Raw genomic sequence first — 13,318 nt, 5'->3', positions numbered from 1 at the left:
ATGTGGCTCTTTTTCATTCATAAAAGATTTCATAAAAAAATAGATCATAAAATGATAATATAATAGGTAAATAGTGGTAATTAAAATGACCTAATTGTAGGACGTTAGTAATTGTTGTGCAATCCAAAAGGGGGCGATGGTTAATGTTCAATTACAAGCAATATGACGGCGTGGGGTTGCTGAGTTAATTCTAAAGAAAGAAGTGAAGGCAGAGGAAGTCCGAGATGCTGCGATTCGTGAGATTGAAAAGAAAAATGGTGCGCTGAATGCGGTTGTTGATAAATTTTACGAGGATCCTCAGGAACTTGCACACGATCAATCAACGGGACCATTTGCGGGTGTGCCTTTTTTAACGAAGAGTATTAACCAGGAAGTAAAAGGACGACCAGTTAGAAGTGGTTCAAAGCTCCTTGAAAACATTAAGGCGGATCATGATAGTGAGTTTGTTCGTCAAATCCGGAAAACGGGTGTTACTTTGTTGGGACAGACCAATGTGCCAGAGTTTGCGTTACTGGGAATAACAGAACCTGTTCACTATGGACCGTCGCGAAATCCTTGGAACACGGATCATACTCCAGGTGGTTCAAGTGGGGGTTCAGCTGCAGCTGTCGCATCGGGTATGGTTCCAATTGCAGGTGCAAATGATGGTGGTGGGTCAATTCGGATTCCTGCTGCTTTTTGTGGATTGTTTGGTTTAAAACCAACTCGCGGACGAACACCAACTGGTCCAGGTAGAGGGCGGGTATGGCAGGGGGCATCGGTCGATCATATTTTAAGCCGTACTGTTAGGGATAGTGCGACCATGCTTGACCATTATCAAATGGACCGCGCGAATGCGTTTAGTGCACCTCCTTTTCAAGGGTCTTATTTAGATGCATTGCAGACTTCACTACCAAGACCGCTTACGATTGCATTTACAACAGACTCTCCAATAGGCACGACTGTTGATCAGGAGTGTAAGCTGGCCGTACATAAAACGATAAAGCTCTTAGAAGAGATGGGACATACTGTTATCGAAAAAGCGGCGCCAATTGATGGAAAAAGATTAGCGAATAGCTATTTTATGTTGTATTTTGCAGAAGTTGCCACGACCTTGACCGAAATTGAGGATGTGATCGGACGGAAGATCACATTTAACGACGTAGAACCGGCAACTTGGATGCTGAATTTACTTGGAAAAGCCGTTTCAGCTGATGAATTTTTAGCAAGTCTAAAGTTTTGGGATAAAGCTGCCATTCAAATGGAAAACTTTCATGATGATTATGACCTTTACATAACCCCAACTACCGCCCACCCTCCATCAAAGATTGGGGAGCTCGATCAGACTCCATTTGAGAAAGGACTAATCCAAGTAGTGGGGGCTTTACGATTAGGAGGAATATTGAAAAAGTCGGGCTTTGTTGAGCAATTAGCAAACAAAAGCCTAGAGAGAACTCCATTCACCCAGCTTGCGAATTTAACCGGACAACCCGCAATGAGTTTGCCCATGCATCTGACGAAGGAAAGTCTCCCGTGTGGTGTTCAAGTTATGGCAAGACGCGGTCGTGAAGACATTCTGTTACAGTTTGCAGGTCAGCTTGAAAAGACTGACTCATGGATTCAGGTAAAAGATAATCCTAGTTATTAAGAATCGGATACTTGAGTTTGCCCTCGGTACACTAATCCGGTAATACAAGTGAAGCTGACTTAAGTTAATAAAACAAATAGAAAAAGCCATTACAAATTCCTTCTTGTAATGGCTTCTGTTGCAACTGTGGTTTAAGAATATTTTAGTAATATCCACCGTAAGGAGGGTTCTGGTATCCAGGGTAATTTGGGTAATTTTGATATGGTGGGTATGGCGTTGGCGGGTATCCTGGATAGTATCCGTAGTTAGGGGATGGGTAATACGGATAGTTATTAGGAGAATTGAGCAATGTTCCTGCAAGTAACCCACCTGCTAATCCACCCAAAAATGGGAGTCCACCTTGAAAACCTCCGTATGAACCATGTCCCGGTTTACCGTGGCCACCGCCATGTCCTGGTTTACCATAATGTCCACCGCCATGTCCTGGTTTACCGTGATTTCCATGTTGTCCGCCGCCGTGTCCATACTTGAACTCACGCATCATTCCTGGATGTGAATAATCATGTTGGTACGGAATAGGCATTGGATTCATTTGATACCATTCATATTTCATAACGTTTCCTCTTTTCATCAATTCTTTGTCCCTACAGCATATGCAAATACCTATAAAAGTTATGGGCGAGTATCCATGAAAAGGGTATTTACCTTAAAAACTACTGTGTATAGTGGAATACCGGAATGATAGCTTGTGCAAGGTTGGAGCATTGCAGGGTCTGCCCATTAAACATTATGGTTTAAGCAGTATAAAAAAATAAATAGTAGGAGAATAGTGATGAAAAAGCATTTACATCCTTTTATTTAAAAAAAGTGAAGAGATTTTATTTTTACTTCTTGGTCTTAACTTTTAAAAAACACATTTTTAAGAAACAAGGTAAAAAACGAGGGATTGCCAATTTGGGGAAAACGGATTTTTCCTCAATCACCATGATTTTTTATGTTTACCCTTTTTTAAATATACTTTTTTATAATAGCAATTGATATAACACTTTATTCATTTAAAGGAGATGTTATAGTGGGTTTCTTTGATCGAAAAGCTATTTGCAGTGTGTGTAATAAAGAAGTTGGAGGAGCTATGGCGATTAATGTTAATAAAATTACAGTTGAAGAGATCAAAGCGATTATTCAAGAAAAGGAAGACAAACTTGGTGATGATCCGATGTCACGTGCAGAAAATATGTACCAATATTGTAAAGAGAATAAATTTGGTTCTGGTTTTAACGAAAAGTGGGGGGTTAAACACTTCAAAGTGTTACAAGATAACCTAATTCGCGGTGAAAAGGTATTAATGACCTTCATCGGTTTACATAATTATCAATCCCCTACTAAACACGATAGTAACTATGCATATGCAATTACCAACAAACGAATTTTGTTTGGTCAAAAGTCTTTTGCTGGAGAAAAGTTTAAAGCTGTTAATCACGAAAAAATAAATGATATTTCTTTTGAAAAAGGAATGATATTTGGTATTCTCACAATCGATACTCCACAGGAAAAGTTTAATATTGCATTAGATTCCGCTTCCGCTTCATCCATAAATAATTCGATTCATGAAGTTTTGGATAAATTAAAAACTTCTAATGCTCAAAATAGTAGCCCACAGCAAACAGCCAATACTTCTACTGCTGATGAGATTTTAAAATTTAAAGGACTTTTAGATTCTGGAGTCATTACCGAAGAAGAATTTGAATCCAAGAAAAAGCAGCTTCTCGGACTATAGGCTTTTTAACCTCCGTAATTTTTTGGACAATACTCTAAACTAAATTCGGAGGTTTTTCTAACGTATGCTGTTTTAAAACAATCATGTAAAGTCTTCCAACGTATTTAAGGGTACAAAATGAATCTCTCATTTTAATGGTTGCTGGTTAACTTGATTGAACACAAAGAGTCTTAATTTACAATTGAATGTATTCTCGTAGTGAAATCCCGACCTTTTTTGAAAATAACAGACAGATAGCTTGGATTCATTCCGGCCACTTTAGCTAATTGGCTAACGTAATTCTGGGGGGCTTGAATAGCTATATTTTCTACTTTTTTTCTAAGGTTTCAATATATATTTACTGATTATCTTTCAACCATTTTTTCAATTCCTCAAAACGCTCATCTATATGTTCTGTAATAAGTCTATAAACGATATACGATGCTATCCAAACAAGTATAATTGGACCTAGAACAGCTATCCACGGTATATGCATACTTATCTTTTACCTCCTTTACTTTACCTATCTATATTCTACAAAAAAGATAGTTAACCTTCTTCGATAAACCTGCACAGTTAGTTCAACAACAAAGGGGCGTTTTCTAAGGTTGAGTTTACTCAAATTCTCCTTTATCACTATTCTAAGCTAGTAATGTACCAACCTCTTTAATTTTTTTGACAACCAACGGGAGCTGCTTGAGTACGGCAAAACCTTTTATTAAAGGTATTACTTGACTTCAGACACACTTGCCCGGCAACATTTGATTGCTAAATGTCAAATGAATTTTAGTCAAAAAGACTACCAGGAAATAAAGTCTGCGGACAATCGAAGGCAATTTCTATTAGAGTGTGGTCTATGTTTTGGTATCTTCGGACAAGGCAAGGCATAATCTGCAAGGGTGTGGCCGATGTTTGGATATCTTCAGACAGCACAAGGCAATTACTGCTGGGGTTGTGTCCGAAGTTTAGGTATCTTCGGACAGCACAAGGCAATTACTGCTGGGTAGTGTCTGAAGTTTAGGTATCTTCGGACTACGCTAGGAAATTTCTGCAAGGTTCTGTCCGAAGTTTAGGCATCTTCGGACAGCACAAGGCAATTACTGCTGGGTAGTGTCTGAAGTTTAGGTATCTTCGGACAACGCTAGGAAATTTCTGCAAGGTTCTGTCCGAAGTTTAGGCATCTTCGGACAGCACAAGGCAATTTCCACGAGAGCATGTCTGAAGTTTAGCCATCTTCAGACAGCACAAGGCAATTTCCACAAGAGCGTGTCTGAAGTTTAGGTATCTTCGGACAGCACAAGGTAATTACTGCTGGGTTGTGTCTGAAGTTTAAGCAACTTCGGACAACGCTAGGCAATTTCCACAAGAGCGTGTCTGAAGTTAAGGTATCATCGGACAACGCTAAGCACTATCTGCTGGTGTGTGTCTGAAGTTTAGGCAACTTTGGACAGCACAAGGCAATTTCCACAAGAGCGTGTCTGAAGTTTAGCCATCTTCGGACAGCACAAGGCAATTTCCACAAGAGCGTGTCCGAAGTTAAGGTATCTTCGGACAACGCTAGGCAATTTCCACAAGGGTGTGTCCGAAGTTGAGGTATCTTCAGACAGATCAAGGCAAATGATTAATTAAAAATTCCGTAAGCGGGCAGCATGTGGATTGTTTAAATGATCTATTTTAAAGTTATAGAATGATAGTAACCAAACGGATGATCCAAGAAGGAAAATCCCATTTTTTGTGGAAATTTTTAAAAGGGAATAATGATTTGTAAATCCTGTTTATTAAATATAAATGTTTCAGGGGGAATCATTTATGGATAATTCACCAGATATAAAGTTCTGTTTTTTAAAATGGAGATAAAGAAAAAGTTTGGAAATGCTATGACAAATGAAGACATGCTCATACAACGGTACGCACCAGGATCACCGTGGAATATACCGAACCTAAGTGCTGGGGAGAAAGTAATCTCTACGTTAATGCCCAATGCTCATAATAATCTGAAAGAGGAATATCCGATGACTTTAACGATTGAAAAAATAATCCATTATCAGAAATGAAGAAAATTCCGGAATAAGAGTTACTGTTAATTCGGTGGGCTTTTATCAGTCTTTAGCAAACTTAAAAGCCTTGTCGAGGGGAAAGAGATTCCCTACGTTTAATAAAAGTATCCAAATAAAGAGTGTTTCACTTTGGAGGACGATATGTTTCACAATGAAGATAATAAAATGTTTTTCTATGAGGTACTCTGTACTAGTTGCAGAAAAGTATTTAGGGTATACAAAGGTTCGCTACACTTTAAACTAATTAAGAAAAATAAGACTAAGTATTTTTGTTGTGAAGATTGTAGTCATAAGATACGAATGGATGCTATTAAAAATTTCTTTAGATACTTAAACTGAAAGGTAAGGTTTTACTATGAAATCAGTACTATTAATCGGTCAATCAAATATGGCAGGCAGAGGATTTATTGAAGACGTAAGTCCGATTTATAATGAGCACATAAAAATGTTGCGAAACGGCAGATGGCAAATGATGGTAGAACCGCTTAATTTTGATCGTCACGTTTCTGGTGTTGGCCCAGCAGCCTCTTTTGCTCATGCTTGGACAGAAGCGCATCCCGGCGAATTTATTGGGCTCATACCATGTGCTGAGGGAGGAAGTTCGATAGATGAGTGGGCTATTGATGGAATCTTAACAAGACATGCAATTTCTGAAGCAAAATTCGCAATGGAAACAAGTGAATTAGTGGGAATTCTTTGGCACCAAGGAGAAAGCGACAGTTACGGAGAACGTTATAAGACATATGAAGATAAATTACTTTCATTATTTAAACACTTGAGAGAAGAATTGAATGCACCGGATATCCCAATCTTGATTGGTGAGTTGGGACATTATCTTGGAGAGGTAGGATTTGGAAAAAGTGCTGTAGAATATAAACAAATAAACGAGATATTATCTCAAGTTGCTCATTCCGAAAAAAATTGTTATTTTGTAACGTCAAAAGGCTTAACTGCCAATCCAGATGGCATACATATTAATGCTTTGTCCCAAAGAAAATTTGGATTAAGATACTTTGAGGCTTTTTCAAAACAAAAGCATGTATTAGATATTTTAGACATAGAAAATGAATGGATTGAAAAGATAGCAAAAAGTGAACTAACGAAAAATGAACGTATATTTGTTCAAAGTACGAAGTTTGCATTAGGACAATTGAGTTTTGAGGAGTTTTCTAATAACATCTCCAATATGAATGAAAGTAAGTAATAGTGTTAAACAATCAGGCGCTTTCCTTTAGTAGGTAAGCGCCTTTTTGATATGTCCCTACACAGGGATTAGATTTTGTTATGGTGAAAATGATAAAATTTTACTTACTAAACGGTTCGTTGATCTTAGAAAGATTATAGAAATTGGAATTTTCAAGTAATAAATAGGACACCTTATGAATAAAACTGTGAGGTGTTTAAAATTGGACAACATATCGAACGCTAAATTAACTTCTGCTGAGATTGCTGCACTTTGGATTCAATATTCAAATGAAACAGCAAGCATATGTATTCATAAACATATGATGGAACATCTAGAGGACAATGATATAAAGGATGCATTTGAATATGCAATGTCTCTCAGCACCAATCATATTGAACGTATAAAAGAGTTCTTAAAGAGTGAGGGTTTCCCGATTCCAATTGGATTTACGGAGGAGGATTATATACGGAATGTTCCTAGACTTTACTCTGATGTATTTTGTTTGAACTATTTGAATATCATGTCCCTTCATGGGTGTCATGGATATAGTGGCGCTATCACAACTAGTACACGATTGGATATACGTAATTATTTTACTGAATGCCTCACTAGCGCTGCTGAATTGTGTAATCGGACAAAGAATTTGTTATTAGAAAAAGGGTTATATTATCGGCCGCCTGTGGTCAACCCTCCAAATAGTGCAAGTTACATAGATGATAAAAGCTTTCTAACAGGTTGGTTAGGAGAAAAGAGACCATTAAGCTGTATAGAAATTACAGATATTTATTTTAATCTAAAAAAGAGTATATTTGCTAAAGCCTTTATCATTTCAGCCTATCAAGTTACAAAGTCCAATAAAATAAAAAATTTCTTAAAGAAAGCAGTTAGTAAGAAAGAAGACCATATTAAACTGTTTTTTGAGGTTTTACTTTCTGAAAATCTTCCAAGTCCACCTATTTTTGATGCTGAAATTACGGATTCTACCGTATCACCATTTTCAGATAAACTAATGATGTTCCAAGTTGGATTTTTGTTCTCAACGGCCATGGTCTATTATGGAACGGGATGGGCATCTTCGATTAGAAGAGACTTAACAGCAAAATATATGACGGCAATGGCGGAAGATTTAAAAATTGGTAATGATTGGATTAACATCATGATAAAGAACGGCTGGCTGGAAGAACCACCAATGGCGGAAGACAGAAGCAAGCTAGCGAATACAAAAAAATGATGATCTCTTAGTAACTTGTATCATTCTGACAATATATTTAGTTTTAATCTAACAGGTGCGATGATCCAGAGACGGATTATCGCTTTTTTTATTGAATTTATTGTACGAACGAAACAACTTAGCGAAGTAAGAATATAGATTGAATATTGTAACGTAACAGGCATCCAGTATTGGAGGGGGCAAAAGTGAAAAATACATTGAAATTTTGTCTAACGTGGATTATTGGTGTAGTTCTATCAGTAGTCATAATGAGTGTATGGAGAAATGAAGAAGTAGATTGGAAGCTTTTGATTGGTTTAATTATTGGATGTCTCATAGGGGTACTTTTTGTATTTGGAATCATGATGTATATGAAAAAAATAAGGAGTAAAGCCAATGAATAGTCATGATTTTGCCTATTTTAGTTGCATGTTAAACAATAGAACCGCAGACAAATAAGCCTTACTGATTAGGATTATAATTATGAAATAAAAAAGATAAATGCATTTTACAATATATGGATAAAATAGTAATCAGAAACGATGGAGCTGATTACATGCATTTAATTTTGAACGGAATATTTCTTGGCGCGACATTAATATGGGGTGATTGGAGAAATTGGAAGGAGTACCATTCTACAATCTTGTTCTTCTGGTTTGGGGACTTACTTTACAATATACTTTGCCACGACTATATGATGTGGGAATATAAAGAGAGTATATTTGCTGAAAATCTCCTTTCAAACCATACGATTATTTCTTTATTAATCATGTTTGTTGCCTATCCTTCAACAGTTTTGATATACCTAAGTAAGTTTCCAAAGGGGATTTATAAACGTATAATTTGGATTTTATTTTGGGTAAGTTTATATTCCCTAATAGAATATATTAATTTACACTATTTAAATTTAGTTTTTCACCATAATGGTTGGACAATTGGGTGGTCGGTGTTATTTAATTTAATTCTTTTTCCTATGCTATGGCTGCATTACAAAAAACCAATAAATGCGTTACTTACCTCTATTCCCATTATCTTATTTTTTGTTATTTATTTTCATGTTCCAATACTCTAATTTACAAGTTAAATCAAACGTTGTAGTTGAATACGAGTGTGCGAGTAGCATAAATGAATACGGTTAATTTAATAACTCTCTACATTCCTCATTTAAGGAATGTAGAGAGTTTTTTATTTGCTACTTTTCGAAAAAAAGTTACGGGTTTCTTCACGGATTTGTTTGGGCAAGACACGATTAAGCTCTTCATGTAACCATGAAAGAGTTTTACTACGTAGATCATCACGCATTTTTTCTTCCGCAGCGAGCATAACTAAATTGATGGTACAGAATGAGGGAGCTGAACAGCAGCCTTCTCTATACACATAACCATTGTCTTTAATATTTTTACATTGAAAAATGGGCTTAGGACCTTCAATTGCTTCAACAACATCCCAAAAAGAAATTTCTTCTGGGGACTTAGATAACTTATATCCTCCCTTTACACCAGGGACAGAACTTACAATTCCAGCCTTAGATAATTTACCAAAAACCTTTGATAGAAATGTCTCAGAAAGTCCTTGGAATTCTGCCAGATCCTTTATCCCAACACTTTCTTTGGAAGGAATATCAATTAAATAAACGAGACAATGTAAAGCATATTCTACACCTACACCATATTGCATAAAAATTCACCTACTTCTAATAAAGGAATATTAATTGTATCTTATGAGGATTTAGAGTACTAGTCAAATAAATGGAACCTATTGATTGGGTAAGTTTGTTCAATTGACAAAAATACAGATAGCGTATATTATGGATAGTGTTAATCGGCGATTAACTTAGTCTTTAATTATAACCAATTTAAGAGGACAACAAGAATCAAATTCATGGAGGTGAAACGATGAGAATTTTACAATTAATGGCTCATCCTGATTACAATAATCAAGAAAGAGCTGCAAACCGTCTAGCAGATGTTGGTTTACAAACATTACAAGAAAAATTAAAGGGTCAAGGAACAATCGAAGTAGTAAATGTTTACGATCCAAATACTTTTATCCCGCAAATTACTGCGGATACTTTAAATTTTACTGATCCTAAAGAAATGTCAGCTGAACGATTAGAAAAATATGAAGCACAACATAAATTAATTAAACAATGGAAGTCAGCTGATTATATTTATATTTACATGCCGTTGCATAATTGGAATGTGCCTGCAAAGTTTAAAGACTATCTGGATAATATTCTAACAGCAGGAGAAACATTCAAATATACTAAAACTGGTTCTGTTGGATTAATGTCAGACGAAACTACCAAAGTCACATTTATTCTAACGAGTGGAAGTGAATATGATACGAATTACCGATATGTAAATTTAGATATAGCGCCACAATATATTCGCGGAGTATTGCACATGATGGGAATTAACCAAATGAAATTAATACGTGCTCAAGGCTTAGACATGTCTACTAATGACAGAGAAGAAATAATGAAATCAGCTGAAAAAGAAGTAGTAGGATATATTAATTCACAATCATTCTAAACTTGAAAAACCCGTGACTTTTTGAATTAAAGGGAAAGGTAAAAAGTGTAGATTAAACTAAGCTATTTAAGGAGGAAATTAATAATGGAACAACGAATCGAATATTACAATGTAGCACCAGAAGCCCTTAAAATCATGATGGAAATGGAGAAGTATACAAAAACTACAGGTATAGACCGTAAACTTCGTGAACTTATAAAAATTCGGGCTTCTCAAATAAATGGTTGTGCATACTGTATTAACATGCACACGGTAGATGCTAGAAAAATGGGAGAAACAGAACAACGAATATATTGTATTAGTGCCTGGAGAGAGTGTACATTTTATTCAGACGCGGAAAAAGTAGCACTTGAGTTGACAGAATACGTGACATTAATCCCAACAAAACGTGTGCCAGATGAGCTTTATCAGCGAGTTCGTGAACATTTTGATGAAAAACAATATGTTGACCTTATTCTAATAATTAATCAAATCAACAATTGGAATAGAATTTCTATTGCAATGGGGAATACAGCAACAGAGATGTAATTAATCTGAACAATCCATTTGACAAATGGAATCCAAAAGAACCAGTCTGTATGCTTTTAAATTTCTACTTTACGACAAAATAAATTTTCTAGTATAAATTGATCGCAATCATCTTCATACACAAGAGATTGTAAAAGATTCTACTTAACGAAAGGTGCGTTGATCCATAAGGATTACGCACCTTTTTATTGTAGCTTTTAAGCTAACACAAATAGATAGTTGAATAAGAGAAAGCTTTCATTCATAGGACCGTTTTGTTCGTTTTGTAATAAAAAAATTCTAAAAACGACCGGTAGGAATGTTTAGTTTTGGGTAATTTAAGAATGGCACGATTAATGCAAATGAGAGGATGTTAATAAGTGGAAAAAAAGTTGTTAAAATTACTAGTGGCGTTATGTACTGGTTCTATCCCATTTTTATTTAAGGGACCAAAAATGAGAGAAAATCTTTTGATTTTCTTCGCAAAGGGTGTTATTGCTACTCTAATTGATGCTTACGTTGTTGGAAAACAAAAACTTGAATATCCAATTCGTCCTTTTCCTAAAATTTTCAAAACGAATATTATTTACGACATGTTATTTTTCCCGCTTTTAAGTGTGATATGGGTCAAAATCTCGTATAATGATCATTTTGGCAAAATATTATTAAAAAGTTTAATTTTTAGTGTTCCAATGAGTATTGGGCAATGGTTTATGGAAAAGAACACGGGATTATTCAAATGGAAAAAATGGTCTGCCTTCCATACATTTGCAAGTGTTAATTTTACTTTGTTTATTATTAGAGGTTTGGTTGGTCTGATAAAAATAATAGATAAGTTTAAAGATAAGCAATATATAAATGAATACTAAAGGTTTATACAATGAAGAAAACGTATAAATTAGAAGCAATTCTCTGGAGTGTCTATTATTCGTAGTTATTTAATTAAGAATTTCTTTTAAAGATAATTTTAGTGCAGACCTTCATAGTATCAAAAGGACAAAGCGTAAGTCTCCGCTATGGTTGCTAAGGCAGCCTTTTTTATTTAAATGTAATAGATTGTGAAATTATTTATCTTAAACTAAAGGCAGCTTATCCATCCCGTCAAACAGACTATTCACTAATTGCAGAGGTTCAAATATTACTTACTTTATTATTCATTAAAAATGTAAGGCAGCTTACATTTTTTAAAAGGGATTCCAAGTATAATCGTAAGTGTAAGTTATTAGAAACACTTTGGAGGAGGAACTAATCATGGTATTTGTATATTGTAATATAGAATCTACCTCTCATAAGGTAGTAACTGAAGTGGTATTATTGGCAATGTAGTTTTGACAGCTTGCAAGAGATCCAAGTAGTGTATGTAATGTAATACCATAAAAGAAGAAATTAATATATAGATTCGATACCTTGAGAAAAGATTTAAGAGTGCCCCTAATGTTCTGAGGGATTCTTTCAAAATTGAAGGAAAAGATAGGGTTTAGGTAAAACTAAGTACTAGTAGGAGGCATGATTATGTCAACAAATTATGAATTAGCTACATTTGCTGGTGGATGTTTTTGGTGTATGGTTCAGCCATTTGATGAGTTACCAGGCATTATTGATGTAGTTTCAGGCTATACAGGTGGGCATAAAGAGAACCCAACCTACGAAGAAGTATGCTCAAACACAACGGGTCATTATGAGGCAGTTCAAATTACGTATGATCCTAATGTGTTCCCGTATACAAAGCTCTTAGAACTATTCTGGCAACAAATAGATCCAACCGATGCACATGGTCAGTTTGGTGATCGCGGTGAGTCCTATAAAACGGCGATATTTTATCATACTGAGGAACAAAAGAGACTAGCCGAAGAGTCCAAACAGGCATTAGAGAAAAGCAAAAAGTTTTCAAAGCCAATCGTGACAGAAATCAAAGAGGCATCTGTGTTTTATCCAGCAGAAGAATATCATCAAGGCTATTATAAAAAGAATTCCTTTCATTATAATATGTACAAGGAAGGATCTGGACGAGCGGGATTTATTCGGGAAAATTGGAAGAAACACCATGCAGAAAACATAAAGAATCTTACTCCTATACAGCACCATGTGACTCAAGAGAATGGTACGGAACCACCCTTCCAAAATGAATTTTGGGATAACAAGGAAGAAGGAATTTATGTTGATATCGTTTCTGGAAAACCATTATTTAGTTCATTGGACAAATTTGACTCCGGGTGTGGATGGCCTAGCTTCACAAAGCCTATTAAGCATCAAGAAGTCCTTGAAAAACTAGATACGTCCCATGGGATGAGACGCATTGAAGTCAGAAGCTCATCAGCAGACTCCCATTTAGGACACGTATTTGATGATGGACCACGAGATAAAGGCGGGCTTCGATATTGCATTAACTCTGCAGCACTTAAATTTATCCCAACTGAAAAGCTAAATGAAGAAGGCTATGGGGAATACCTTCGGTTATTTAAATAATTTAGAAAACGTTCCTGGAGACTTCTCTAGGACGT

General features: G+C 35.7%; 14 protein-coding genes. 11 read left to right on the top strand and 3 right to left on the bottom strand.

Translation table 11 applies throughout. The features are described from left to right. The first annotated feature begins 202 nt into the window (after positions 1-202). Positions 203-1,627, top strand: a complete 1,425-nt coding sequence (locus AC6CHV_RS03065) for an amidase family protein (protein ID WP_498078087.1) — start codon at positions 203-205, stop codon at positions 1,625-1,627. 142 nt (positions 1,628-1,769) lie between these two features. Here AC6CHV_RS03065 and AC6CHV_RS03060 read toward each other — a convergent pair whose 3' ends face one another. Beyond that, complete coding sequence (locus AC6CHV_RS03060) at positions 1,770-2,180, bottom strand: hypothetical protein (RefSeq protein ID WP_498078086.1); 411 nt, start codon at positions 2,178-2,180, stop codon at positions 1,770-1,772. Between the two features lie 459 nt (positions 2,181-2,639). Between AC6CHV_RS03060 and AC6CHV_RS03055 the strand changes: the two genes are divergently transcribed. Further along, on the top strand, positions 2,640-3,344 hold the full coding sequence (locus AC6CHV_RS03055; protein ID WP_341331338.1) for a PH domain-containing protein: 705 nt from the start codon (positions 2,640-2,642) through the stop codon (positions 3,342-3,344). A gap of 337 nt (positions 3,345-3,681) precedes the next feature. On the opposite strand, the gene AC6CHV_RS03050 is transcribed toward AC6CHV_RS03055, so the two are convergent. After that, positions 3,682-3,819, bottom strand: coding sequence for a hypothetical protein (locus AC6CHV_RS03050; RefSeq protein WP_165918121.1), 138 nt, complete (start codon positions 3,817-3,819; stop codon positions 3,682-3,684). A gap of 1,381 nt (positions 3,820-5,200) precedes the next feature. Here AC6CHV_RS03050 and AC6CHV_RS03045 point away from each other — a divergent pair. The 5 genes from AC6CHV_RS03045 to AC6CHV_RS03025 all read left to right on the top strand — a co-directional run bounded on the left by AC6CHV_RS03045 (position 5,201) and on the right by AC6CHV_RS03025 (position 8,848). Continuing rightward, positions 5,201-5,377 (top strand): hypothetical protein, encoded by a 177-nt coding sequence (locus AC6CHV_RS03045; protein WP_440273072.1) that lies wholly within the window; start codon positions 5,201-5,203, stop codon positions 5,375-5,377. Between the two features lie 358 nt (positions 5,378-5,735). Further along, positions 5,736-6,584, top strand: coding sequence for a sialate O-acetylesterase (locus AC6CHV_RS03040; protein ID WP_498078085.1), 849 nt, complete (start codon positions 5,736-5,738; stop codon positions 6,582-6,584). A 202-nt stretch (positions 6,585-6,786) separates the two neighbouring features. Next, positions 6,787-7,797, top strand: coding sequence for a DUF3231 family protein (locus tag AC6CHV_RS03035; protein ID WP_341331340.1), 1,011 nt, complete (start codon positions 6,787-6,789; stop codon positions 7,795-7,797). A gap of 185 nt (positions 7,798-7,982) precedes the next feature. Next, positions 7,983-8,180 carry a hypothetical protein gene (locus AC6CHV_RS03030; RefSeq protein ID WP_440273073.1) on the top strand — a complete coding sequence of 66 codons (198 nt, stop codon included), beginning with the start codon at positions 7,983-7,985 and terminating at the stop codon, positions 8,178-8,180. 113 nt (positions 8,181-8,293) lie between these two features. Next, positions 8,294-8,848, top strand: a complete 555-nt coding sequence (locus tag AC6CHV_RS03025) for a CBO0543 family protein (RefSeq protein ID WP_498078084.1) — start codon at positions 8,294-8,296, stop codon at positions 8,846-8,848. 113 nt (positions 8,849-8,961) lie between these two features. Here the strand turns inward: AC6CHV_RS03025 and AC6CHV_RS03020 are convergent, their stop codons facing one another. Continuing rightward, positions 8,962-9,453 (bottom strand): RrF2 family transcriptional regulator, encoded by a 492-nt coding sequence (locus AC6CHV_RS03020; RefSeq protein ID WP_440273074.1) that lies wholly within the window; start codon positions 9,451-9,453, stop codon positions 8,962-8,964. A 218-nt stretch (positions 9,454-9,671) separates the two neighbouring features. Between AC6CHV_RS03020 and AC6CHV_RS03015 the strand changes: the two genes are divergently transcribed. The 4 genes from AC6CHV_RS03015 (at position 9,672) to msrA (ending at position 13,283) form a co-directional block, all read left to right on the top strand. Continuing rightward, positions 9,672-10,310, top strand: coding sequence for an FMN-dependent NADH-azoreductase (locus tag AC6CHV_RS03015; protein WP_440273075.1), 639 nt, complete (start codon positions 9,672-9,674; stop codon positions 10,308-10,310). Positions 10,311-10,394: 84 nt separating this feature from the next. Further along, positions 10,395-10,838 carry a carboxymuconolactone decarboxylase family protein gene (locus AC6CHV_RS03010; protein WP_440273076.1) on the top strand — a complete coding sequence of 148 codons (444 nt, stop codon included), beginning with the start codon at positions 10,395-10,397 and terminating at the stop codon, positions 10,836-10,838. A gap of 359 nt (positions 10,839-11,197) precedes the next feature. Further along, a complete protein-coding gene (locus AC6CHV_RS03005) occupies positions 11,198-11,686 on the top strand; it encodes a CBO0543 family protein (protein WP_341331346.1) in 489 nt (162 codons plus the stop codon). Positions 11,687-12,329: 643 nt separating this feature from the next. Next, on the top strand, positions 12,330-13,283 hold the full coding sequence (gene msrA / locus AC6CHV_RS03000; RefSeq protein ID WP_440273077.1) for a peptide-methionine (S)-S-oxide reductase MsrA: 954 nt from the start codon (positions 12,330-12,332) through the stop codon (positions 13,281-13,283). The last annotated feature ends 35 nt before the right edge of the window (positions 13,284-13,318 follow it).

Source organism: Ferdinandcohnia sp. GQ5, from assembly GCF_059759275.1.
The sequence above is the reverse complement of the archived record's forward strand: the minus strand, read 5'-3'. Positions and strand labels throughout refer to the sequence as shown.